This window comes from Kutzneria chonburiensis (assembly GCF_028622115.1).
Taxonomy (GTDB): domain Bacteria; phylum Actinomycetota; class Actinomycetes; order Mycobacteriales; family Pseudonocardiaceae; genus Kutzneria; species Kutzneria chonburiensis.
The window spans coordinates 8,288,305-8,311,975 of the sequence record NZ_CP097263.1; the positions used below are offsets into that span (position 1 = coordinate 8,288,305).

General features: G+C 70.1%; 22 protein-coding genes and 1 tRNA gene. 16 read left to right on the forward strand and 7 right to left on the reverse strand.

Translation table 11 applies throughout. The annotated features are described in order from the left end of the window. Nucleotides 1-136 precede the first annotated feature (136 nt). The 4 genes from mfd to M3Q35_RS38640 are packed head-to-tail and all read left to right on the forward strand — an operon-like array spanning nucleotide 137 to nucleotide 6,547. Nucleotides 137-3,712 carry a transcription-repair coupling factor gene (gene mfd / locus M3Q35_RS38625; protein ID WP_273937511.1) on the forward strand — a complete coding sequence of 1,192 codons (3,576 nt, stop codon included), beginning with the start codon at nucleotides 137-139 and terminating at the stop codon, nucleotides 3,710-3,712. Nucleotides 3,713-3,733: 21 nt separating this feature from the next. Continuing rightward, nucleotides 3,734-4,708, forward strand: a complete 975-nt coding sequence (locus tag M3Q35_RS38630) for a hypothetical protein (protein WP_273937512.1) — start codon at nucleotides 3,734-3,736, stop codon at nucleotides 4,706-4,708. Then, complete coding sequence (locus M3Q35_RS38635; RefSeq protein WP_273937513.1) at nucleotides 4,705-5,670, forward strand: nucleoside triphosphate pyrophosphohydrolase; 966 nt, start codon at nucleotides 4,705-4,707, stop codon at nucleotides 5,668-5,670. Before M3Q35_RS38630 ends, M3Q35_RS38635 begins: the two co-directional genes overlap by 4 nt. Nucleotides 5,671-5,680: 10 nt before the next feature. Further along, nucleotides 5,681-6,547, forward strand: coding sequence for a lytic transglycosylase domain-containing protein (locus tag M3Q35_RS38640; protein WP_273937514.1), 867 nt, complete (start codon nucleotides 5,681-5,683; stop codon nucleotides 6,545-6,547). Between the two features lie 55 nt (nucleotides 6,548-6,602). On the opposite strand, the gene M3Q35_RS38645 is transcribed toward M3Q35_RS38640, so the two are convergent. Beyond that, a complete protein-coding gene (locus tag M3Q35_RS38645; protein WP_273937515.1) occupies nucleotides 6,603-6,992 on the reverse strand; it encodes a tetratricopeptide repeat protein in 390 nt (129 codons plus the stop codon). 174 nt (nucleotides 6,993-7,166) lie between these two features. Here M3Q35_RS38645 and M3Q35_RS38650 point away from each other — a divergent pair, with 174 nt between their 5' ends. The 6 genes from M3Q35_RS38650 to M3Q35_RS38675 all read left to right on the forward strand — a co-directional run bounded on the left by M3Q35_RS38650 (nucleotide 7,167) and on the right by M3Q35_RS38675 (nucleotide 14,281). Further along, nucleotides 7,167-9,419, forward strand: a complete 2,253-nt coding sequence (locus M3Q35_RS38650; RefSeq protein WP_379794484.1) for a HelD family protein — start codon at nucleotides 7,167-7,169, stop codon at nucleotides 9,417-9,419. A gap of 103 nt (nucleotides 9,420-9,522) precedes the next feature. Beyond that, on the forward strand, nucleotides 9,523-10,809 hold the full coding sequence (gene eno / locus M3Q35_RS38655) for a phosphopyruvate hydratase (protein WP_273937516.1): 1,287 nt from the start codon (nucleotides 9,523-9,525) through the stop codon (nucleotides 10,807-10,809). Between the two features lie 4 nt (nucleotides 10,810-10,813). After that, complete coding sequence (locus M3Q35_RS38660; protein ID WP_273937517.1) at nucleotides 10,814-11,371, forward strand: FtsB family cell division protein; 558 nt, start codon at nucleotides 10,814-10,816, stop codon at nucleotides 11,369-11,371. Nucleotides 11,372-11,391: 20 nt separating this feature from the next. Next, the gene (locus M3Q35_RS38665) at nucleotides 11,392-11,862 is read left to right on the forward strand and encodes a DUF501 domain-containing protein (RefSeq protein WP_273944636.1); all 471 of its coding nucleotides are present in this window, start codon (nucleotides 11,392-11,394) and stop codon (nucleotides 11,860-11,862) included. Nucleotides 11,863-12,170: 308 nt separating this feature from the next. Then, nucleotides 12,171-13,310 (forward strand): lytic transglycosylase domain-containing protein, encoded by a 1,140-nt coding sequence (locus tag M3Q35_RS38670; RefSeq protein WP_273944637.1) that lies wholly within the window; start codon nucleotides 12,171-12,173, stop codon nucleotides 13,308-13,310. A 17-nt stretch (nucleotides 13,311-13,327) separates the two neighbouring features. Beyond that, on the forward strand, nucleotides 13,328-14,281 hold the full coding sequence (locus tag M3Q35_RS38675) for a Ppx/GppA phosphatase family protein (protein WP_273937518.1): 954 nt from the start codon (nucleotides 13,328-13,330) through the stop codon (nucleotides 14,279-14,281). Between the two features lie 78 nt (nucleotides 14,282-14,359). On the opposite strand, the gene M3Q35_RS38680 is transcribed toward M3Q35_RS38675, so the two are convergent. Continuing rightward, on the reverse strand, nucleotides 14,360-14,878 hold the full coding sequence (locus M3Q35_RS38680; RefSeq protein WP_273937519.1) for a hypothetical protein: 519 nt from the start codon (nucleotides 14,876-14,878) through the stop codon (nucleotides 14,360-14,362). A 552-nt stretch (nucleotides 14,879-15,430) separates the two neighbouring features. Beyond that, nucleotides 15,431-16,888, reverse strand: a complete 1,458-nt coding sequence (locus M3Q35_RS38685; RefSeq protein WP_273937520.1) for a S10 family peptidase — start codon at nucleotides 16,886-16,888, stop codon at nucleotides 15,431-15,433. On the opposite strand from M3Q35_RS38685, the gene M3Q35_RS38690 reads away from it, so the two are divergent. The 5 genes from M3Q35_RS38690 (at nucleotide 16,887) to M3Q35_RS38710 (ending at nucleotide 20,690) form a co-directional block, all read left to right on the forward strand. Next, nucleotides 16,887-17,606: a uracil-DNA glycosylase gene (locus M3Q35_RS38690; protein ID WP_379794487.1), complete on the forward strand. Its 720-nt coding sequence runs from the start codon at nucleotides 16,887-16,889 to the stop codon at nucleotides 17,604-17,606. The genes M3Q35_RS38685 and M3Q35_RS38690 overlap by 2 nt on opposite strands. A gap of 176 nt (nucleotides 17,607-17,782) precedes the next feature. After that, the gene (locus tag M3Q35_RS38695) at nucleotides 17,783-19,108 is read left to right on the forward strand and encodes an NAD(P)/FAD-dependent oxidoreductase (protein ID WP_273937523.1); all 1,326 of its coding nucleotides are present in this window, start codon (nucleotides 17,783-17,785) and stop codon (nucleotides 19,106-19,108) included. A gap of 156 nt (nucleotides 19,109-19,264) precedes the next feature. Continuing rightward, complete coding sequence (locus tag M3Q35_RS38700) at nucleotides 19,265-19,387, forward strand: hypothetical protein (protein WP_273937524.1); 123 nt, start codon at nucleotides 19,265-19,267, stop codon at nucleotides 19,385-19,387. A 94-nt stretch (nucleotides 19,388-19,481) separates the two neighbouring features. Continuing rightward, nucleotides 19,482-20,501 carry an ATP-grasp domain-containing protein gene (locus M3Q35_RS38705; protein WP_273937525.1) on the forward strand — a complete coding sequence of 340 codons (1,020 nt, stop codon included), beginning with the start codon at nucleotides 19,482-19,484 and terminating at the stop codon, nucleotides 20,499-20,501. A gap of 114 nt (nucleotides 20,502-20,615) precedes the next feature. Then, nucleotides 20,616-20,690, forward strand: a tRNA-Leu gene (locus tag M3Q35_RS38710). 43 nt (nucleotides 20,691-20,733) lie between these two features. Here M3Q35_RS38710 and M3Q35_RS38715 read toward each other — a convergent pair. Next, entirely contained in the window at nucleotides 20,734-21,207 is a 474-nt protein-coding gene (locus M3Q35_RS38715; RefSeq protein WP_273937526.1) for a hypothetical protein, read from the reverse strand. Beyond that, entirely contained in the window at nucleotides 21,204-21,665 is a 462-nt protein-coding gene (locus tag M3Q35_RS38720) for a hypothetical protein (protein WP_273937527.1), read from the reverse strand. The genes M3Q35_RS38715 and M3Q35_RS38720 overlap by 4 nt, the downstream gene beginning before the upstream one ends. Nucleotides 21,666-21,852: 187 nt before the next feature. Between M3Q35_RS38720 and M3Q35_RS38725 the strand changes: the two genes are divergently transcribed. Beyond that, on the forward strand, nucleotides 21,853-22,758 hold the full coding sequence (locus tag M3Q35_RS38725) for an alpha/beta hydrolase (RefSeq protein WP_273937528.1): 906 nt from the start codon (nucleotides 21,853-21,855) through the stop codon (nucleotides 22,756-22,758). Between the two features lies 1 nt (nucleotide 22,759). Here the strand turns inward: M3Q35_RS38725 and M3Q35_RS38730 are convergent, their stop codons facing one another. Together M3Q35_RS38730 and M3Q35_RS38735 are read right to left on the reverse strand one after the other, a co-directional pair. Beyond that, nucleotides 22,760-23,164, reverse strand: coding sequence for a hypothetical protein (locus tag M3Q35_RS38730; protein WP_273937529.1), 405 nt, complete (start codon nucleotides 23,162-23,164; stop codon nucleotides 22,760-22,762). Nucleotides 23,165-23,237: 73 nt separating this feature from the next. Beyond that, complete coding sequence (locus M3Q35_RS38735; protein ID WP_273937530.1) at nucleotides 23,238-23,636, reverse strand: hypothetical protein; 399 nt, start codon at nucleotides 23,634-23,636, stop codon at nucleotides 23,238-23,240. Nucleotides 23,637-23,671: the final 35 nt, after the last annotated feature.

Genomic DNA, 23,671 nt, shown 5'->3' on the forward strand with positions numbered 1-23,671 from the left:
GGGCCTCTTTCGTCTGATCGGACCGTCCACCCCGCATATCGCGCTGACCTGGGGTTTTGAACCAGGGCGGGTCCTTGTCGGTGGTGCGGCATAGGCTGGAGAGCGTGTCGAGGTGTATCCGAGGGGGACTGTCGAAGTGACCCAGCCCGGCCGTTTGTCCGGTCTGCTGACCGCCGTGCTCGCGGACAAGTCGCTGCGTGAGGCGCTGGGGGCGGTGGAGACGCCACGCCTTGAGCTGGAAGGGCCGCCGGCGGGGAGGCCGCTGCTGGTGGCGGCGCTGGCCACGCAAAGGCCGGTGCTGGCGATCACGGCGACGGGGCGTGAAGCGGACGAGCTGGGGGCGATCGCGAAGGATCTGCTGGGCCAGGATGCCGTGGAGCTGTTCCCGTCCTGGGAGACGCTGCCGCACGAGCGGCTGTCGCCCCGGGCGGACACGGTGGGGCGGCGGCTGGAGGTGCTCAGGCGGCTGGCGCACCCGGAAGAGCACCCGGCGGGGCAGCTGAAGGTCGTGGTGGCGACGGTGCGGAGCCTGATCCAGCCGATGGCGCCGCAGCTGGGTGAGCTGGCTCCGGTGCACCTGGAGATCAACACGGAGCACGACTTCGAACAGCTGGTGGAACGGCTGACGGAGCTGGCCTACGTACGCGTGGACATGGTGGAGAAGCGCGGTGAGTTCGCGGTCCGGGGCGGCATCCTGGACGTGTTCCCGCCGACGTCGGAGCACCCGGTCCGGGTGGAGTTCTGGGGCGACGAGGTCAGCGAGATCCGGGCGTTCTCGGTGGCCGACCAGCGGTCGCTGCCGGGAGAGATCCAAGCCTTCACGGCACCGCCCTGCCGCGAGCTGCTGCTGACGGAACAGGTCAAGGCCAGGGCGGCGGAGCTGGCGGCGGATCACCAAGCGGATGCGCAGCTGGCGGAGATGCTGGACAAGCTGTCCAACGGCATCGCGGTGGAAGGCATGGAGGCGCTGATCCCGGCGCTCTGTGTCGGCGAGCTCCAACTGCTCACGGAGGTCGTGCCCGAAGGCACGATCGTGCTGGTCAACGACCCGGAGAAGATCCGAACCCGGGCCCAGGACCTGGTCCGCACGGGCCAGGAGTTCCTGGAAGCCTCCTGGATGGCGGCGGCCGGCGGCGGCAAGGCGCCGATCGATCTGGGCGCCTCGGCCTACCGAGCGCTGGCCGACGTCGCGACGACCACAGTGGACAGTGGCCGCGCCTGGTGGACGATGAGCCAGCTGACCACGGACGTGGAAGGCGTGCTGCGCCTGGATGTCACGCCGGTGGAGTCGTACCGCGGCGAGGTGGACCGGGCCTTCGCCGACCTGCGTGCCCACACGGCGACCGGCGGCACGGCACTGCTGATCGTTCCCGGCACGGGTACGGCCCAGCGCGCCGTTGAGCAGATGTCCGAGGCCGAGGTACCGGCGCGGCTGGCGGAGAACGGCCTGCTCGACGCCCCGGAACCGGGCGTCGTCACGGTGGCCCGCGGCTCGATGGAGGACGGCTTCCTGGCCAGCGGCCTGGGCCTGGTCGTCCTCACGGAGACGGACCTGACCGGCGGCCGCGGCGGCACGTCCACACGGGACATGCGCAAGATGCCGTCGCGGCGGCGCAACGCGGTCGACCCGCTAGCGCTCAAGTCCGGCGACTACGTGGTGCATGAGCAGCACGGCATCGGCCGCTACGTGGAAATGGTGCAGCGCACGGTCGCCGGCGCCACCCGCGAGTACCTGGTGCTGGAGTACGCGGCCAGCAAGCGGGGCCAGCCGGGCGACCGCCTGTTCGTGCCGACCGACCAGCTCGACGAGGTCTCCCGCTATGTCGGCGGCGAGCTGCCCACGCTGAACAAGCTGGGCGGCTCGGACTGGAAGAACACCAAGGCCAAGGCCAAGAAGGCGGTCAAGCAGATCGCCGCCGAGCTGGTGCAGCTCTACGCCGCGCGGCAGTCCGCCCCCGGCCACGCCTTCGCGCCGGACACGCCGTGGCAGCGCGAGCTGGAGGACGCGTTCCCGTTCACCGAGACGGCCGACCAGCTGGCGGCCATCGACGAGGTGAAGGGGGACATGGAGCGCGCGGTCCCGATGGACCGGGTGATCTGCGGCGACGTCGGCTACGGCAAGACCGAGATCGCGGTCCGCGCCGCGTTCAAGGCGGTGCAGGACGGCAAGCAGGTGGCGGTGCTGGTGCCGACCACGCTGCTGGCCCAGCAGCACCTGAACACGTTCAGCGAACGCATGCGGCAGTTCCCGGTCGTGGTCAAGGGCCTGTCCCGGTTCACCGACCCGGCCGAGTCGGAGAAGGTCGTGGCCGGCCTGGCCGACGGCGAGGTGGACATCGTCATCGGCACCCACCGCCTGCTGCAGACCGGCTTGCGCTACAAGGATCTCGGCCTGGTCATCGTGGACGAGGAGCAGCGCTTCGGCGTCGAGCACAAGGAGCACATCAAGGCGCTGCGCACCCACGTCGACGTGCTGACCATGTCGGCGACGCCGATCCCGCGCACGCTGGAGATGAGCCTGGCCGGCATCCGCGAGATGTCGACCATCCTGACCCCGCCCGAGGAGCGGCACCCGATCCTGACCTACGTCGGCGCCTACGACGACAAGCAGGTCGGCGCGGCCATCCGCCGCGAGCTGCTGCGTGACGGCCAGGTGTTCTTCGTGCACAACCGGGTGTCCTCGATCGAGCGGGCGGCCCGCCGGATCCGCGAGCTGGTGCCGGAGGCCCGGATCGCCACCGCGCACGGCCAGATGAACGAGGACCGCCTCGAGAAGATCATCGAGGGCTTCTGGGAGCGCGAGTTCGACGTCCTGGTCTGCACCACGATCGTCGAGACCGGACTGGACATCTCCAACGCCAACACGCTCATCGTTGAGCGCGGCGACCTGCTCGGCCTGGCCCAGCTGCACCAGCTGCGGGGCCGGGTCGGCCGGGCCCGGGAACGCGGCTACGCCTACTTCCTGTACCCGCCGGACGGCACGCTGACCGAGACCGCGCACGACCGGCTGGCCACCATCGCGCAGAACACCGAGCTCGGCGCGGGCATGGCCGTGGCCATGAAGGACCTGGAGATCCGCGGCGCCGGCAACATCCTCGGCGCCGAGCAGTCGGGCCACATCGCCGGCGTCGGGTTCGACCTCTATGTACGCCTTGTCGGCGAAGCGGTCGAGGCGTTCCGCAAGCACGCCGGCGCGCCGACCGAGGACGACGCCGAGGAGCTGGCCGAGGTCCGCGTCGATCTGCCGGTGGACGCGCACATCCCGCACGACTACGTGCCGGGCGAGCGGCTGCGCCTCGAGGCGTACCGCAAGATCGCGGCGGCCTTCGACGAGGCGACGCTCCAAGCGGTCAAGGAAGAGCTTCAGGACCGCTACGGCCAGCCACCGGCCCCGGTGGAGCGGCTGCTCGCGGTGGCCCGGTTCCGGCAGACCTGCCGCGCCCACGGCGTCACCGAGGTGGCCACGCAGGCCAGCTCGATCCGCTTCGCGCCGATGGAGCTGCTGGACTCGCAGCTGGTACGCATGAAGCGGCTGTACCCGAAGGCGCTGTACAAGCCGGCTACGCACATCGTGTCGGTGCCGCGCCCGACCGAGGGCCCGGCCGGCGGCCGGATCGGCGCGCCGCCGCTGCGGGACACCGAGCTGCTGGACTGGTGTGCCCACTTCATCGAGTCGCTGCTGGGAAAACCCAAGCCGGTAGCGGCTGGTTGAGATCATCTTCACTGTGAGAGAGTGCGCACTGTGACGATCGCCATTCGCCGACCGATTGCCGTCCTTGCCGCGTGCGCCGCAGTCGGCGCCCTGGTCACCGGTTGTGGCGCCGGCCCGGGCGGCGGTGACATCGGCGCCGCCGCCATCGTCGGCAGCGGCCAGGTGAGCCTGGAGTCCGTCCAGCAGCGGATCACGGACGTGCTGGCCGGCAGCCCGGACGCGCGCCAGCTCCAGCAGCAGAAGCCGAGCACCTTCCCGCCGATCGCCCGCACCATCGTGCAGCTGGCGGTGTGGGACGAGGCGACCAGGCAGCTGGCGGCCAAGCTGGGCGTGACGGTCAGCGAGGCGCAGGTCGACCAGGTCTACGCGCAGCAGACCGCGTCCGGTCAGCTGCCGTCCTACAGCGACACCAAGAACATCCCGGTCAAGGGCGACGTGCTCAAGGGCTACCTGCGCGACTCGCTGCTGTGGCAGGCGATCGGTGCCAAGCAGGTCCGCACCACGGCCGTGACCTACGACTACGCGGTCACCCAGGACCGCAACGGCGCGCAGGCGCTGGTCGACAAGATCCTGGCCCACCCCGACCAGCACACCGCGATCATCAACCAGGCGATGGCCGGCGCGCAGAGCCAGGACGGCGGCAAGCCCAAGTCCACGGCCAACCTGACCGGCTCGCCGGCGAGCACGCCGCAGGAACTGGCCCCGATGTTCGCGGCCAACGCCGGCTCGGTGATCGCCTTCCCGGTGCAGCAGGAGAACATCTGGGTCGTCGCCTACGTGCAGAAGCGCAGCGAGAACGCCGGCGACACGACCGGCGGCCAGGACGTGAGCCAGGTCGCGGGCAGCTTCGGCCAGTCGCAGATGATCCGCTACGCGGCGCAGAGCGGCGTCACGCTCAACCCGCGCTTCGGCGTCTGGGAGCCGCTGACCGGCCTGGTGTCGCCCAGCGACGGCGAGTCGTCGTCGATCTTGAAGACGGTGAAGACGAACTCGTGACCGCTGTTGTCGTGCTGCTCAGCCCGCGCCTGCCCGGCGTGCTGCCGGCGGCCGCGCTGCCGGCGTTGCGCGCGGCCGCGCAGGTGTGGGCGGGCAAGGACGTGCCCGAGCAGTTGCGACAGTCCCTCGGCGCCGGCGAGCTGGCCGGCGAGGAGCTGGGCGCCGACGCGGTCCTGATCGCGACCGATGCCACGGAGCCCGCCGCGGCGGCGCTGTTGGCGGCGGGGGCGACCAGGATCGATACGCCGGAGCCGGCGGGCTCGGCCCTGCTGGACGCGGCGTCGGTGATGGACCGGCTGCGCTCGCCCGGCGGCTGCCCGTGGGACGCGGAGCAGACGCACGAGTCGCTGCGGCAGTACCTGGTCGAGGAGACCTACGAGCTGCTGGAGGCGATCGAGGACGGTGACCGGGCGGCGCTGCGCGAGGAGCTCGGCGACGTGCTGCTCCAGGTGCTGTTCCACGCCCGCGTGGCCTCGGAGCACGGCGAGCCGTTCGACATCGACGACGTGGCCGGCGACCTGGTGGACAAGCTGGTCGGCCGGCATCCGCACGTGTTCGCCACCGAGGAGGAAGGCTTCGAGCTCGACCGGCACGACCGCCGGTGGGAAGAGCTCAAGCAGGCCGAGAAGAAGCGCGAGTCCAGCGTGGACGGCGTGGCGCTCGGCCAGCCCGCGGTGTCCCTGGCGGCCAAGCTGACCCAGCGCGTGGCCCGCGTCGGCCTGCCGGTGGACCTGCTGCCCTCGGGCGACGACACCGGCGCGACCCTGTTCGGTGTGACCGCGGTGGCCAAGCTGGCCGGCGAGGACCCGGAGAGCGAGCTGCGGGCCGTGGCACGGCAGTTCGAACGGGACGTGCGGGCCGCGGAGCTGTCGGCCAAGGCTGCCGGACTGGACCCGACCCGGTTGACCGCGGAGGACTGGCGCCGGCACTGGCCGCAGCCTCAATCCCCTTTGGCCACGTAGCCTGGGTCGCATGGCCTACTCGACCCCTCCGCGCACGCCGGCCGGGACGCCATATCCGTCGCCGCCTCCGCGCAAGCGCCGGGGCGGCGAGATCTTCGGCAAGGTCTTCCTGATCGCGCTGGTGCTCGCTTTGGGCGCCGGCGCGATCTATGCCGTGAACTGGCTGAGCCATCCCAAGCCGCCGGTGCCGTCCGGCCCATCCGGGCCGCCGCCGTTCCGGGTGCCGCCGCTGGAGGTGGCCCGGGGCGCGGCCATCCCCGGCCCGGCCACCCCGGTGCCGGCCGCGCAGACCGCCGCGCCCCGGGAGAACTTCCAGGGCTGGCTCACGCGGGTCACCTACTACAGCGACGTGCCCGAGCGCGTGCTCCTCGCGTACGCCAAGGCCGACCTGGCCTACCAGGCCAAGAACCCGGCCTGCCACGTCACCTGGGCCACGCTGGCCGGCCTCGGCCGGGTCGAGTCCAAGCACGGCCGTTACGGCGGCGCGAGCGTGCAGGCCAACGGCGAGGAGTCGCGGCCGATCATCGGCCCGGCGCTGGACGGCAGTCCGGGCTTCCTGGCCGTGCCCGACACCGACAAGGGCAAGCTCGACGGCGACACCACCTGGGACCACGCCGTCGGCCCCATGCAGTTCGCGCCGGCCACCTGGCACCGCTGGGGCGTACGGGCCAGCGCCGACGGCAAGGACCCCGACCCGCAGAACATCGACGACGCCGCCATGACCGCCGCCCGCTACATGTGCGCGATGGGCGGCGACCTGTCCGTGCCCAAGAACTGGTGGGACGCCGTGTTGGCGTACAACAACTCCACCGCCTACGGCCAGGACGTCTTCTCCAACGCCGACGCCTACGGCAAGGTCAGCCTGGGCAAGCTCTGAAGTTCGGAACGGACCATTCCTCTACTCGGAGTTTTGGAACGGCGCGTTCACAGCTTCAGTCGCCGGCCTGGGGATGGTTGCGCAGCGACAGGCGGGCGCTGACCTCGCCGAGGGCTTCCTGGTACTCGGGCAGCGGGCTCATGGCCACGGCCAGCCGCAGGTGGGTGATGGCCTCGGCGTGCCGGCCCTGCCGTTGCAGGGTCTTGCCCAGTGCGAACAGCGAGTAGTGGTCGCTCGGGTCCATCTCGACCAGTCGGCTGAACGCCTCCTCGGCCCGTCGGAACTGGGCCGAGTTGAGGTAGGCGCGGCCGGCCAGCTGCACGACGGACGGCAGGTCCGGCTCGGCGTCGAGCACCGGACGCAGTTCGCGCAGCGCGTCCAGCGGACGGCCGTTCGACACCAGCGCCTCGGCCCGTCGGAACGCCTCGAAGGTGCTGTCGCTCATGGTCGTTCCCACAGTACGCAAGATCGGCTGTGACTTCGATGGACCATCCGGGCACAACACCGGTGACCGGTGGCGCGCGCGACCAGCGGTTTGATAGATTTACCGGTCTGTACGCACAACTAAAAACCACGAAAAAACGTGTCTGCGCCAGAATATAACGGTGAGTGAGGTCAGTTGTCAAGCCCTGCGAGTATTCCGGACAGTCAGGAAATCGACCGAGAGCAGGAATACGTCTCCATGCTCTACGGCCGGCTCGACGACCTCCGGGAACAGACGTCGCGCCGGCTGGCCCGCGTGTTGCTGGAGACGGGCGGCACGCCGCAGGCCCGTTCCGAGCGCGACACCGCGACCGCGATGCACTCGAGCGATCTCGCCCAGTACAGCGCGGTCGAGAACGGCCTCTGCTTCGGACGCCTCGATTTCGAGAACGGCGAACTTCAGCACATCGGGCGAATTGGCATCTTCCGCACCGAAGGTGACTACGAACCGTTGTTGATGGACTGGCGCGCCCCCGCGGCCCGCCCGTTCTATCTCGCCACGGCCGCGTCCCCCGACGGTGTGACGAGGCGCCGCCACATCCGCACCCGCCGCCGCAACGTGGTCGGCCTCGACGACGAGGTCCTCGACCTGGCGCAGGCCGTGCCCGGCCGCAACGAGGGCCTGGTCGGCGAGGCCACGCTGCTGGCCGCGGTCGGCGCCAGCCGCACCGGCCGGATGAGCGACATCGTCGCCACCATCCAGGCCGAGCAGGACCGGATCATCCGCTCCGAGCTCAACGGCGTGCTGGTCGTGCAGGGCGGTCCCGGCACCGGCAAGACCGCGGTGGCCCTGCACCGTGCCGCCTACCTGCTCTACACCCACCGCCGCCAGCTGGAGAAGCGCGGCGTGCTGGTGGTCGGCCCCAACTCGACCTTCCTGAACTACATCAGCCAGGTGCTGCCGTCGCTGGGCGAGACCGGCGTGCTGCTCAACACCGTCGGCGAGCTCTACCCGGGGCTCAAAGCAGTCGGCAGCGAGCCGGTCGAGGTCAGCGCGGTCAAGGGTCGCCTGGTGATGGCCGAGGTGCTCCAGGCCGCGGTCCGGGACCGGCAGTGGGTGCCGCGCGACGGCATCGAGATTCCGCACGAGCGCGACACCCTGGTGCTGGACCGCAAGACGCTGGCCGACGCCCGCGGCCGGGCCCGGCGCTCGCGCCGCCCGCACAACGCGGCCCGGCCGGTGTTCGAGCGGGAGATCATCGGTGCGCTGGCCCGGCTCGTCGCCAACCGGCTCGGCTCGCAGTTCCTGGATTCCGACGACGTGGCCGACATCCGCGCCGAGCTCCGTGAGGACGAGCGGGTGATGGGCGCGATCGACAAGCTGTGGCCGATCCTCACCCCCGAGCAGCTGCTGACCGACCTGTACGCGTCGGAGAAGCGACTCAACGCCGCCGGTCGCGGGCTGTCCCAGCAGGAGCGGCAGCTGCTGCGCCGCGATCCCGGCGCGGAGTGGACGCCGGCCGACGCGCCGCTGCTGGACGAGGCCGCCGAGCTGCTGGGCGAGGACGACCGCGCGCTCAAGGCCGCCGCCGCGGCCAAGCGCCGGCAGGACCTGGCCTACGCCCAGGGCGTGCTGGACATCCTGGACCTCCAGGACGAGTCCGACCCCGATGTCCTGATGGCCGTGGACATGCTCGACGCCGACGCCCTGGTCGCCCGCGTGGCCCAGAGCGACTACCTGACCGCCGCCGAGCGCGCCGCCGACGACCGCACGTGGACCTTCGGCCACGTGATCGTGGACGAGGCGCAGGAGCTGTCGGAGATGGTGTGGCGGGTGCTGATGCGCCGTTGCCCCAGCCGATCCATGACCGTGGTCGGCGACATCGCGCAGACCGGCGACCTGGCCGGCACCATGTCCTGGGGCCAGGCGCTCAGCCCGTACGTGGCCAACCGCTGGCGGCTGGCCGAGCTCACCGTCAACTACCGGACCCCGGCCGAGATCATGGCCGTGGCGACGGACGTTCTCGCCAGCCTCGACCCGGACGCCGTGCCGCCGAGCTCGGTCCGCGACTCCGGATTGCCGCCGTGGCACGAGAAAGTCGAGGACCTGGCCGAGGCCGTGCCCCGCGCCGTGGCCCGTGAGGAGAAGCGGCTGGAGGACGGGCGACTGGCGGTGCTGGTGCCGCGCTCGCTGGCCGGCGCGTTCGCGGTCGGCGGCGACGACCTGGAGAGCCCGGTCGTGGTGCTGACCGTCGGACAGGCCAAGGGTCTCGAGTTCGACTCCGTGCTGCTGGTCGAGCCGGAGTTGATGTTGACGGAGTCCCCGCGCGGCGCGAACGACCTGTACGTGGCCATGACCAGGGCGACCAAACGCCTCGGCGTGCTCCATACCGGAGACCTGCCGGCGGTGCTGGCCAAGCTCACCCCTTTCTCCCTCGATTCAGAATGATTACGCTCTCGTTTCGGCACGCGAGCGTGCCGCCTCCGGGTGATCCATGTGCCCGGCTAGGCTGGTCGAGGGATGAGTCCCTGAACGCTGGATAGGAGCTGTTGTGGCGGTCATCGAGCAGGTCGGCGCGCGCGAGATCCTGGACTCGCGAGGCAACCCGACCATCGAGGTAGAGGTCGCGCTGGACGACGGCACGCTGGCCAGGGCCGCGGTGCCCTCCGGCGCGTCGACCGGTGAGCACGAGGCCGTCGAGCTGCGCGACGGCGACACGACCCGGTACAACGGCAAGGGTGTCGAGAAGGCCGTCACCGCCGTCCTCGACGAGATCGGGCCCGAGCTGGTCGGCATCGAGGCCGTCGAGCAGCGGGTGGTCGACCAGAAGCTGGTCGACCTTGACGGCACCCCGGACAAGGGTCGCCTCGGCGCGAACGCCATCCTCGGCGTCTCGCTGGCGGTGGCCAAGGCGGCCGCCGAGTCCAGCGGGCTGGAGCTGTTCCGCTACCTGGGCGGCCCCAACGCGCACATCCTGCCGGTGCCGATGCTGAACATCCTCAACGGTGGCTCGCACGCCGACACCGACGTGGACATCCAGGAGTTCATGATCGCGCCGATCGGCGCCGAGTCCTTCCGCGAGGGCCTGCGCTGGGGCGTCGAGGTCTACCACGCGCTCAAGTCCGTGCTGAAGGGCAAGGGCCTGGCCACCGGCCTCGGCGACGAGGGCGGCTTCGCGCCCAACCTGTCCAGCAACCGCGAGGCGCTCGACCTGATCGCCGTCGCCGTCGAGAAGGCCGGCTACAAGCTGGGCCGCGACGTGGCGCTGGCGCTGGACGTGGCCGCCACCGAGTTCTACTCGGACGGCGCGTACACCTTCGAGAAGAGCAAGCGCAGCGCGGAGCAGATGACCGCGTACTACAGCGAGCTGGTCAGCTCCTACCCGATGGTCTCCATCGAGGACCCGCTGTCCGAGGACGACTGGGACGGCTGGGTGCAGCTGACCGCCGAGCTCGGCGACAAGGTGCAGATCGTCGGCGACGATCTGTTCGTCACCAACCCGGAGCGGCTCGAGGAGGGCATCTCCCGCCGCGCCGCCAACGCGCTGCTGGTCAAGGTCAACCAGATCGGCACGCTGTCGGAGACGCTGGACGCGGTCGCGCTGGCCACCTCCTACGGCTACCGGTCGATGATGAGCCACCGGTCCGGCGAGACCGAGGACACCACCATCGCCGACCTGGCCGTGGCCACCGGCGTCGGCCAGATCAAGACCGGCGCCCCGGCCCGTGGCGAGCGCACCGCCAAGTACAACCAGCTGCTGCGCATCGAGGAGACTCTCGGCGACGCGGCCCGCTACGCCGGCGAGCTGGCCTTCCCGCGGTTCACCGCGGAGGCCTGATCGGATGCCCGAGCGCGAGCACGGTCGGCAGCCGCGACGCCGGCAGGACACGTCCAGCCAGCGTCGTCGGCCCGACCGTGCTCGTCGTGAGGGCAAGCCCGTCGCTTCGCAGCAGGACCAGCCGGCCGCGCGACCGCCGCGGCCGCGCAATCCCCGCCAGGACGGGAAAACCCGTACCGGCGGCGCGTTCGGGTTGTCGGCGACCAGGCAGGCCGCGGTGCTGGCGATGGTCGTCTGCGCCCTGGCGCTGTCGGTGGCGGTGCCGTTGCGCACGTACCTGACGCAGCACGCGCAGGTGGAGCAGGAACTGGCCCAGCAGGCCAAGCTGGAGCAGCAGGCCGCGCAGCTGGAACAGCGCAAGCAGCAGCTGGCCGACCCGGCGCAGATCCAGGCCGAGGCGCGCAGCCGGCTGGGCATGGTGATGCCGGGGGAGACGCCGTACACGGTGCAGCTGCCCGGCGACGGGCAGCAGGGCGGTCAGCGCGGGCCGGCCCAGCAGCAGGCGAACAACAGTCCATGGTTCGAGCATTTGTGGGATTCGATCACCGGGGGTGGCTCGTGACGGCGGGCGTAAGGGAACCGATCACCGAGCTGGACCGCGAGGTGATCGCCCAGCAGCTCGGCCGGCCGCCGCGGGCGCTGCGCGCCATCGCGCACCGGTGCCCCAGCGGCCACCCGTCCGTCGTGCAGACCGCGCCGCGGCTGGAGGACGGCACGCCGTTCCCCACCCTGTACTACCTGACCTGCCCACGGCTGACCTCGCTGGCCAGCCGGCTCGAGGCCGACGGCATGATGCGGGAGCAGACCGCGCGGCTGGCCGAGGACGAGGAACTGGCCGCCCAGTACCTGGCCGCGCACCGCTCCTACCTGGCCGAACGTGACGCCATCGACTCGCTGGGCACCGAGGTCAGCGCCGGTGGCATGCCCGGTAGGGTCAAGTGCCTGCACGTGCACATCGCGCACGCGCTGGCCTGCGGACCGGGCGTGAACCCGTTCGGCGACGAAGCCCTCGCGGCCCTGGCCGGCGACTGGCCGGCCGGCGACTGCGCCTGAGTTCCGGGCCTGACGTCAAGACGCTGACTTCTGTACGTCTGTGACATCTTTGGTGACGCTGTGTGCACCATTCGGGCTAGTGTGGCCTCCCCGAGGTGCAAATCTCACTCAACGCAGTGACACCTGCCCGGGTGTGTAGCAGGCTGACCGTGAGCTAACGGCGTGTAGGCAACGATCGATCTCAGGCGTGGGGATCGAGACGAGGAGCGTGGATCCGCGTGGGTGTGCACAGCGTCAGGGCCCGGACTCCGAAGCCGCCGCGAGTCACACCCCAGCGGAGATGGCGCGCCGCGGCGGCCGTGACCGCGATGCTCGCGCCCATGGTGCTCGCCGGCGACGCCACCTTCGCCTGGGTCAACACCGCCCACTCCACGCCGACCAGCCAGCCCGCCCCCAAGAACCCGTTAGGCGCGACCGGGCAGCTGCCGCAGCAGGACGACGTCGACCCGACGCTGCCGACCGACATCGGCGACGCCGCCAACACCGACGGCGCCGGCGAGCTCGGCGGCCTGCCCAACGGCCCGCTCGGCATCCCCGGCGCGGCGCTCGCGGCGTACCGGCGGGCCGAGCAGCTCGAGGCCGCCCGCAACCCCAACTGCCACCTCGACTGGCCGCTGCTGGCCGGCATCGGCCGTATCGAGTCCAACCACGCGCGCGGCGGCGCCGTGGACGCCCAGGGCAACACGCTGGCCCCGATCCTCGGGCCTCGGCTCGACGGCAGTGGCGGCTTCGCCCTCATCTACGACACCGACCACGGTCAGTGGGACGGCGACACCGCCTACGACCACGCCGTCGGCATGATGCAGTTCATCCCGTCCACGTGGGCTCAGTACGCGGCCATCTCCAACGCCAAGAGCTACGGCAACGCGAACCCGAACAACATCTACGACGCCGCCTTCGCCGCCGCCAACTACCTGTGCGCCAGTGGCGGCGACATGAGCAATCCCGCGCAGCGGTCGGCGGCCGTGTTCGGCTACAACCATTCCGACGCCTACGTGGCCAACGTGCTGGCCTGGGCCCACTCCTACGCCGACGGCGTGGAGACGCTGCCCAACAACACCGACGTCCCGGTGATCCAGCCGACCCCGCGGCCGCCGTTCGTCGAGGTCCCGCCGCCGCCGCCTCCGCCGCCGAACAACAACGGCAACCCGTCGAACCCGCCGTCGGACACGACGACCACGACGCCGACGTCGACCAGCACCACCACGACGTCGCCCACCGAGACCACCACATCGACGTCTCCCACGACCACGACGACCACCACGACCACGACTACGACGACCACCACCACGACCACCACGACGACGCCGACGTGCCCCACCACGCCGACCTCGACGACCACGCCCACCAGCACCGTGGCACCGCCGCCGGCGCAGTCGACGCCGACCGGCTGCCCGACTCCGACCAGCAAGTCGCCGACGCCCAGCTCCACCCCGGTGGCCAGCTGAACGACTAGGTTGGCGGCATGAAGCACTCGCGGGTCGCCGCCATCGACTGTGGGACGAACTCGATCCGTCTGCTCATCGCGGACGTCACCGTCCAGGACGACGGATCGAGTTCGCTGCGGGACGTGCATCGGGAGATGCGGATCGTCCGGCTCGGGCAGGGCGTCGACGCCACCGGCCGGCTCGCCCCGGAGGCCATCGAGCGCACCCGAGCCGCCCTCGTCGACTACACCGCCTTGTTGCGCCGCAAGGGTGTCGAGGCCGTGCGCATGGTTGCCACCTCCGCCACCCGCGACGCCTCCAACCGGGACGACTTCTTCGCCATGACCCGTGAGGTCCTCGGCGTGGAGGCCGAGGTCATCTCGGGCGACGAGGAGGCCCGGCTGTCCTTCGCCGGCGCCGTCGGCGACTGCGATCCCGCCGACGGGCCCTTCTTGGTCGTCGACATCGGCGGTGGTTCCACCGAGCTCGTGCTCGGTTCTCTCGACTCGAGCGTCGAGGCGGCGAAGTCCGTCGACATCGGTTGCGTACGGATCACCGAGCGCTGCCTGCTCAGCGATCCCCCCACTGCTGAGCAGATTGCCGCCGCCTCAGACCTCGCCGCCTCCGTCTTGGCCCAGGCCTTCGAGGCCGTCCCCGTAGCCAAGGCCCGCACCTGGATCGGCGTCGCCGGCACCGTCACCACCCTCTCCGCCGTCGCTCAGGACCTCCCCTCCTACGACGTGCTCGCCACGCACCTCTCCACCTTGTCCGTCGAGCAGATCCACTCCGTCGGCGACCACCTGCTCACCCTCACCCACGACGAGCGCGCCGCCGTCCCCACCATCCACCCCGGCCGCGTCGACGTCATCGGCGGCGGCGCCATCATCCTCCGCGTCCTCGCCGACCACCTCGCCTCCCAGGCCGGCATCACCCACCTCACCGTCAGCGAAAAAGACATCCTCGACGGCATAGCCCTGTCTTTGGTCAACTAGCCGCCAGCTTTGTTGCTTGGAAGGGGGCCTTCCTACACTCCGAGTGTAGGAAGGCCCCCTTCCAAGCACGGCCAACTGTCAGGCGGAGCCGGAGGGGCGTGCTTGCACGGGGGGACGTGGACGGGCCTTGGCGGCCGCGTATGCGGCTCGCAACTCGGCAATCACACCCTGCGGATCATCACGGAGGCGCGACGGTAGCGTCTGCACCACCACGATCCCAGCTGTGGCATATCGCGTGTTGCGAGCTACGGTCTTGGCGTACCCCTTCGCGTCGAGATGCCATTCGAACGAATCGATCTCCCAGGCCAATGCCACCTCGTCGCACCAGGCGTCGGGGATCGCGACGAACCGGTCAGAGCTGTCGTAGACAGGCACGTTCCACATGGCATTCGGCAAGTTCGCTGCCCGCCACCGGCGAAGTCCGTGGGCCTCGGCGACGGAATGCACACCTTCGCCGACCTCGCTGAGAACTCGGCGTGGGAGCGCAGAACCCCTTCTACTGCCGGTGTCCAGCTCTGCCAGCAGGTCGGCGGGTCGGCATCGTCCGCGTTGTACTGCTTCACTGAGCAGTGCTCGTACCGGGTCGATCTTGCGCAAGCGCCTTGCAGTGTCGAGCACTGCTCGATCCAGCGGAGCTAGCGGTACGCCGTCGTGCCAGACCGGGGCCGGCAGGTGGATCGTACGTTCCACACAGACGAAGCCGGCGCTACGGACCTGTCGCTCGTGCGGAACCAACAGATGGATCAAAGGATCCTGCGGTAGCCGGGTGAGACCATGTCTGCGGACGGCCTCTGGCCCGGTCATGATTGCGTCCGCCCCACCATGTAGCAGAGCCGCGTCGATTTGTTGTTGTCTGGTCGGCTCGCCGTTCGACAACAAGATGATGCCCGGCAGTAGCCAGCGCCAGGGCCCGCCGGGTTGACATCGCTTGTATGAGGTTGATTCGGGGGTCCCTAGCCTGATCAGCTGTCGCACTCTGATCACGCCGCCCCGGCTTTCCCTGATCAACTCGCGTGCATGGGAAGACCAGCTCGTTCGGTTCATGCCTCGATGCTGCCGCGCCCCACTGACAATTCGGGAGAGTGCCGCGTGAAGGGGGCTTTCCTCCACTCCGAGTGCAGGAAGGCCCCCTTCCAAGCATCGAAGGTGTCAGCGGTTTGAGGAGTTGCGGACGAAGGTGGCTAGGTCGGCGGATTGCTGGAGGCGGCTGGGCTCGTGGACGTACATCATGTGGCCGGCCTCGTAGTAGCGGAGGTCGATGTTGGAGCGGAGCTCGTCGGGGATGGCGAGGTGGGCGACGACGTGGTCGCTGCTGGCGAAGGGGGTGGCGCCGTCGTGGTAGCCGGCGCCGATGTGGACGCGCAGGTGGGGATTGCTGCGCATGGCGGAGCCGAGCTTGTCGGCCACGGTGACGTGCGAGTTCTCGAACTCCTTGTAGGACCACGGCCGCACGCGGTCGGAGAGGACCTCGTAGGGCAGGTCGTTGTGGTAGTCGAGCTCCCCTCGCAGATAGTGGTTGAGGGCCGAGGCGTACGGACCGGTGATGGCGCTGATGGACGGGTCGTGGCTGAACCGCTCACGCCCGTAATCGGCTTCCCAACCGGTGAAGCGGCCGTCGATGCGGCCGACGGTGAGCTTGCGCGAACGCAGCAACTCGGTGAAGAACCGGATGTGCTCGATGCGCAGGTTGACCCGGTCGACGTAATCCGCTGACAGACCGGTCAAAGCGGCGGTTCGGTCCACAATGGACTGACGGTCCTCGGCGGAAAGACGGCTGCCCTGGACGAGGGCCCAGAGGTAGTCACGGCTGGCGAAGGCGGTGGCCTCGTCGAGGACGTCACGAAGCGAACGGTCGCCGTGCAGGCCGTGGTAGTGCGCGATGGCGGCATAGGTCGGCAGGAAAAGCGTGTACGGCAGCTCGTTGCCCTCGCTGAAGTCGAGGGCGTTGAAGTCCAGCGCGGTGGAGATGAGCATCAGACCGTTGAAGTACATGCCATAGCGGGACTGGAGCCGCTCGGCGATGGCGACGCCGCGGGTGGTGCCGTACGACTCGCCGGCGATGAACTTGGGCGACATCCACCGGTCGTGCCGCGAGGTCCACAGCCGGATGACCTCGCTGATGTACTCGATGTCGGCGGCGAAGCCGTGGAACTCGTCGGGCTTGCCGCCCTTGACCGCCCGGGAGTAGCCGGTCGACACCGGGTCGATGAACACCAGGTCGCTGTCGGCCAGCAGCGTCTCGGTGTTGTCCACGATCTCGTACGGCGGCGGGGTCATCGCCCCGGCGTCGCCGGTGACCACCCGGCGCGGACCGAGCAGCCCGAGGTGCAGCCACACGCTGGCCGACCCGGGGCCACCGTTGAACGCGAACGTCACCGGCCGCGCAGCCGGGTCGGCGCCGTCAAGGGTGTACGCGGTGAGGAACACCTCAGCCTTGGCCACGTTGCCGTCGAACGCGCCGTCGGTGAGCTTCTCCTGCCGCAGCACGATCCGCCCGGTGGTCGCGGTGTACTCCAGCGCCCGGCCGCCGACGGTGATCGAGTGCTGGCTGGTGGCCAGGTCGTCGGTCGGGTCTTCGCTGGGCTTCTGCTCGTCGTTGCCTGCCATGGGTGGAACCCTAACCACCGTGGATCTACAAGATCTGGACAACGCAGTGGTCGACTGTCGACGGTGCCCACGGCTGGTGGCCTGGCGTGAGTCGGCGCCGACGCAGTCGCGGGCCCGTGATGAGGAGTACTGGGCCCGCCCGGTGCCGGGCTTCGGCCCGGCCGACGCGCGGATCGCGGTGATCGGCCTGGCCCCGGCGCTGCACGGCTCTAACCGGACCGGCCGCATGTTCACCGGCGACCGCAGCGGCGACTTCCTGTTCGAGGCGCTGTACGCGGTCGGCCTGGCGTCGCAGCCGCACGCGATCTCCCGTGACGACGGCATGCGGCTGACTGACGTGCGGATGGCGGCCCCGGTGCGGTGTGCGCCACCGGAGAACAAGCCGTTGCCGGAGGAGCGGGACAACTGCCGGCCGTGGCTGGCCCAGGAGTTGGAGCTGCTGCGGCCCACGCTGCGGGTGGCGGTGGTCCTCGGGGCGTTCGGCTGGCAGGCGCTGCTGCCGGTGCTGGAAGCCGCCTGCTGGACGGTGCCGAAGCCGCGGCCGAAGTTCGGACACGGGGTGGAGGTGCGGCTGCCGTCGACCGACGGCGGCGCGCCGCTGACCCTGATGGGCTGCTTCCACGTCAGCCCGCACAACACGTTCACCGGACGCCTGACCCAGGAGATGGTGCGGCACGTGTTCCGCCGGGCGGTGACGGTCGCGGATGACCAAGAGTGACCGTAGGATGCGCCAACTCTGCGCCGTTCGGTCGGTGAACCGATTCGGCCGACCGGGAGAAACCGGGCAATGCCGGCGCGATGACCACGCGCCGTGATCATGCTCACGGGGGACGGCCGTCACATCGGGGCCGATGTGGGCAGCGGCCCGAAGCGTCGGGTGCGACCATGGCACGTATGGCGGCAGTGAAGTCGGAACCCGCGAGGATCCTGATCGTCGGTGGCGGTTACGTCGGTATGTACACGGCGCTGGGGCTGCAGAAGAAACTCAAAGCCCGCGAAGCGTCCGTGACGGTTGTCGACCCGCAGCCGCACATGACCTACCAGCCGTTCCTGCCCGAGGCCGCCGCCGGCTCCATCGAGCCGCGCCACGTGGTCGTGCCGCTGCGCCGGGTGCTGCGCCGCTGCCACGTGCTGACCGGCCGGGTCACCAAGATCAGTGACGCCGAGAAGGTCGCCACCGTCGAGATGACCGACGGCCACGTCGAGCAGATCAACTACGACGTGCTGGTCGTCGCCCTCGGCTCGGTCGCGCGCACGCTGCCGATCCCCGGCCTGGCCGACCGCGGCATCGCCTTCAAGACCATCGGCGAGGCCATCTACCTGCGCAACCACGTGCTCTCGCGGCTGGACCTGGCGTCCACCACGGACGAGCCGGAGATCCGCAAGCGGCTGCTCACCTTCACCGTGATCGGCGGCGGCTACGCCGGCATCGAGGCGCTGGCCGAGCTCGAGGACATGGCACGCTACGCGCTGCGCTACTACGAGAACCTGGACCCGGCCGACATGCGCTGGGTGCTGGTCGAGGCGACCGGGCGGATCATGCCCGAGGTGCGCGACAGCCTCGGCGTCTACGCGGTCAAGCAGCTCGAGGCCCGCGGCATCGAGTGCTACCTGGACACCCGCGTGAAGACGATGGAGGGCGGCCACGTCGTCCTCGACGACGGCACCGAGTACGACTGCGACACGATCATCTGGACCGCGGGCGTGAAGGCCAACCCGGTGCTGAACGAGACGGACCTGCCGCTCGACCAGCGCGGCCGGGTGATCTGCACGGCGACCATGCAGGTGCAGGGCCTGGACGGGGTATGGGCGGCCGGCGACAACGCGGCCGTGCCGGACCTGTCCAAGACCGACGTCGACCCGGCCGCCACGTGCAGCCCGTCGGCCCAGCACGCGGTGCGCCAGGCCAACCAGCTGGCCAAGAACATCGTGTCGGTGCTGCGCGGCCGCAAGCCCAAGCCGTACGTGCACAAGTACGCCGGCTCGGTGGCCAGCCTCGGCCTGTACAAGGGCGTGGCCGATGTCTACGGCGTCAAGGCCAAGGGCTTCGTCGCGTGGGGCATGCACCGCGCCTACCACGTGTCCCGGATGCCCACGTTCAACCGCAAGGTGCGGGTGGCGTTCGACTGGCTGGGCTCGTGGCTGCTCAAGCGCGAGGTCGTGTCGCTCGGTCAGATCAACGACCCGCGGGCCGAGTTCGATCGGGTCACGAAGAGCTGAGAACGTAGCTATCGGCGTACGACACGCCGAGCTTGATCCGCCGAATGGGCTATGATCGGTGTCAGTCGTCTTGACATTGCGTTAGGCGGGTCCCGAAACTACCCGGGGCGGATCGCCTGAACGTGTGATGCGCCTTCGGGGAAAGAGGTGACCGCGATGTCGATGGAGGACCTGGCCGCACAGCTGCGCGCCGGCGAGATCGAGGACAAGCAGCTCGCGGACTTCGCTGCCGAGTACGCCCGGGCCGAACGGATCTCGCGCAGCAAGAAGGACGACTGAGCATGATCGGCGCTGGGCGGGCCCAGTCAGACGGCCCGCCCCAGCCGATGCTCCCTTCCCGGCCGACCCCCTGCTGCTCCAGGGCCAGGACTACGTGTTCCGTGCGCCCAGCGGCTGTTTCGACTTCCAGGAGCAGATCCACCGCCTCGAGATGGTCGAGGACACCGGCGAGCCGTCGCCGTGCGTGCTGGTGCTGGCCCGGTCGGCCGACATGGAGATGAACGAGCTGTCCATCGCGCTGGCCGAGCGCGGCATCCGGATGGCCCGCATCGACGTCGACCGCTGCCTCGACCTGGCGCTGACGATCTACACCGACACCCCGCTGATCGAGCTGGACCGCTGGCTGCTGCGGCCGTTGCTGGTCTGGCGCCGGCATTTCGAGCTGACCGCCATGCCCGTCGACCCGCGGACCATCAGCGGCGCCTACGCGTTGGACCAGTGGGGCACGGTCGCCGGTTGGCTGACCGAGCGCACCGAATGGGCCCACGTGAACCCCGCTCGGGCCACCGGTCACCTCAATCGGCTCACCCAGCTCTCCGATGCCGCCGCTTTCGGCCTGAGGACGCCCAGGACGGCCGTGACGACCCAGCCCGGGCGGAGCAGGCCCGGTGGCGGTCAGTGCATCGTCAAGACGGCCGGACGGCACCTCGTCGAACCGCGGCCCGGCGTGCAGCACGGGCTGTTCCCCCGGCCGTTGGACACCTCGCGGGCCGGCGACGTGCCCGAGACCGCGCCGGTGATCGTGCAGCAGTACCTCGCCGCCGACACCGAGCTGCGGGTTTTCGTGGTGGGGGACAAGCTCATCGGCTACCAGGTCGACAAGTACGACCCGGCGCAGCTGTGGGTCGACCCCGACAACGTGGCCGTGCAGGCCACCGAGGTGCCCCCGGCGTTGGCCGACCGCCTGCTGGCGCTGGCCCGGCACTGGCGGCTCCAGGTCGCCGCCTTCGACCTGCTGGTCGTGGACGGCGAGCACGTGTTCCTGGAGGTCAACGTCAACTGTGACTGGCGCTGGTTCGAGCACCGCGCCGGCTGCACCGACGTGTCCGACGCCGTGCACGAGTGGGTGGCCGTGCGTTTCGGCGAGCTGCTCGCCGCCGATCGGGGCCGCTGACCCGTGGGCTCGTACCTCCACCGGATGTCCCGCCGATCCGCCGGGTGGGCGAACAGGGTCTCAATTGGCTGTAAGTACCTGACCTTGGGCAGTCGGACGGCTTAGGCTCCCCAGGCCCCCGTAGCCCAATCAGGCAGAGGCAGGCCCCTTAAAAGGGTCAGAGTGTCGGTTCGAGTCCGATCGGGGGCACAGAGAGTAATTCCAGCGCTGACAGACTGTCGGCGTTCACCCGTTAGGGGAAGGTTCCCGGCCCGCCGAGTGACCAGATCCGGCGGCTGCCACGGGCCAGTGAGCGAGCCCGGCGGACCAGGTCGTCGATCACCTCGGCATCGGCCGACGGGGGCGTGCCGGTGCGTGGATCGCAGCAGCTGGGCTTGGTGCGGCGGGTGTTGTCGGTCGGCCAGGTGCCGGCCAGCTGGTACAGGGCGTCGTAGACGTTGCGACCGGGATCGGTGTGCTCGTGTGGACCGACAAGCACGATCCAGGCCCGTTCGGGGCCCTCGAAAGCCACCACGACACGGTCGTTGTCGCGCAGGTGGCGTACGCACAGCCGGGGCAGCGGCGCGGGGCCGGTGACCCGGTAGCCCAGGGCGGCGCAGCCGCGGTGGGCGAGGTCGTCAAGGAAGGACTCGTAGGCCTTACGGGCCGGGCCGCGCAGCAGCGCGGCCTGCGCCGAGGCGACGCGGGTCTCGACTACTTCGATCACTCAGTGATCGTCGTCCCCGCGCGCACAACCGTTCCCTCGCCCCGTACGACCTGGTCGAGGCTCTCGGCGAGATCGTCGCGCTCCAGCAGGGCCTGGTCGGTCAGGCGGCGGTGCACTTCGTCCAGCAGGCCGCGGGTGCGGCCGATCCGGCGGATCTCGCGGACCAGGTGCATGACCTCGTGCACGCGGCGGGGTTCTAGACGCATGGTCGGCTCCTGCTCGCTGACCAGCAGCACGCCTTCGCTGGCCCAGGCCCGTACCGTCTTCTCGGTCAGGTCGAGCAGGTCGGCCGCCACCACCGGACGGATCGGCATGGCCGTGGCCAGCAGGTTGTCCGCGACGTCGTAGAGCTTGCTGCGCCCGGGGGCGCCGCTGGGCAGCGTGCCGGCGACCTCTTCGATCGCCTCGACGTTGGCCAGCAGCCGCTCGGTCTGCTCTTTCTCGGCGGCCACCGACATGACAACCTCCCCATGTATTGACTACCGATTATGGGGTGTGTTTTCGGTAGTTGCAAGTCCGCTTCACGTGAAACGTCAAGCGGACGCGCCGTGTTGGGCGGACTTTCATTCGCCCTGGTGACGGGCGTCACGAAGTTGAGGCCGGGCTGATGTAGGTTCGTCTCCCTGCTCCCGTAGAGATGACGCGATGCCCAGTCCCGAGTTCGAGGCGCTGATCACGGCGATCCGGGCCAGTCCACGGCCCGAGCCGGCCGCCGGGTCGGCCGGCGTGCGGCAGGCACGGGAATCGATGGACCTGGCGCTGGGCTCGATCCCGTTGGCCGACGGCGTGCTCACCGGCGAGACCGACGCCGGCGGCTGTCCGGCGGTGTGGGTCCGGCCGCAGGGCGGCGCGATGGACCGGGTGCTGCTCTACCTGCACGGCGGCGGCTACCGGGCCGGCTCGGCCGGCGCGTTCAGCGGCTTCGCCTCGCACTTCGCCTCCGTGATGGGCATGCCGGCGCTGCTGCCCGACTACCGGCTCGCGCCGGAACACCCGTTCCCGTCGGCCGTCGAGGACGCCGTGCAGGCCTACAAGTGGCTGCTGGCCGAGGGCTACTCGCCGGGACGGGTCGTGCTGCTCGGCGACACCGCCGGCGGCGGCCTGGTCGTCGCCACCATGCTCGCCGCCCGCGATCTCGGTTTACCGCAGCCCGCCGCCGGGGCGTGCCTGAGTCCGTTGTTCGACCTCACCGCCAGCGGCGAGTCCTACGACAAGTTCGCCGAGGACGACCCCATCTACAGTCGTGCGCAAGCGCTTGCCGCCGCCACCGACTACCTGGGCGAGGCCAGTCCCCGTGAGCCACTCGCCTCGCCCTTGTTCGCCGACCTCTCCGGTCTCGCGCCTCTCATGGTCCACGCCGCCGACCGTGAGGTCCTCGTCGACGACGCCCGCACCCTCGTCGCCGGCGTCCTCGCCGCCGGCGGCCGGGCCAACCTCGAGGTCTGGCCCGACCTCATGCACTTCTGGCACGTCTTCGTGCCCGACATCCCCGAGTCCACGGCGGCCGTGCTCGGCGTGGCCGAGTTCCTGCTGACCTACATCGGCGCCTGACTCAACGGCTGAACGTGTAGGTGCTCCAGCTGCCGGTGCTGACGAAGCCACGGGCCAGCCAGTCGTTGGGTCCGCCGGGCGGGTTGGTGATTTCCACGCCGGTGAAGCCGGTGTTGGCCTTGTGCGGTGGGATCGATGTGGTGGGGCCGGGAATGGTGGTGCCGAAGAAGAGCAGGTCGGCCCGGCCGGTCAGGGTGTACTGGCTGTTGTTGGTGACGAAGACGACGGCCAGCACACTGGTGTCGCCGAACGAGGTGTACTCCATGCACGTGTTGGCGATGATGTCCGGGGCGATCACCTTGGCGCCGCTGCACACCTTGCCCTCCTCGGGCGGGTCGGCGTACGCGGTTGTCGCGGTGCCGGCCATGAGCGCGGCGGCGGCCAGCAGGGTGGCAGTTTTTCTCATGCACCAAGGGAAGTGCACGCCAGAGCCCGGCGGCCAGGGTGTGCGTTCCCCACTGCCCGGGAGGAATTCCCGGCTACGGGCTGTACGTGTAGGTGCTCCAGTTGGCCGACCAGAGGTCGCCGCGGCCGATGCAGTTCTCCCCACAGGCCGGGTCTTGCACCCTGGTGCCCTCCACTTGCTGCGACTGGCCCGGGGCGACGGTCTGGTAGGTCCCGGGAACCACGGTCGAACCGGACAGCAGATCGGCCTGCACGCCAACCGAATACCCGCTGTTGTTGGTCACGTTGACGATCGCCCAGGAGTAGGTGGGGGCGTATTCGAAGGTGTGCATGCAGGTCTTGACCTGCACGTACGGTGCGACCACGACGACGGGGCTGCAGTGGTCGATGATCACCGGCGGGTCGGCGTGCGCGGCGCCGGCGGTGCCGAGCGTGAGCCCGGCGGCGGCCAGCAGAGTGACGATCTTTCGCATGGGCACAGGGAAAACGATCGACCGGCCCGGTGGCC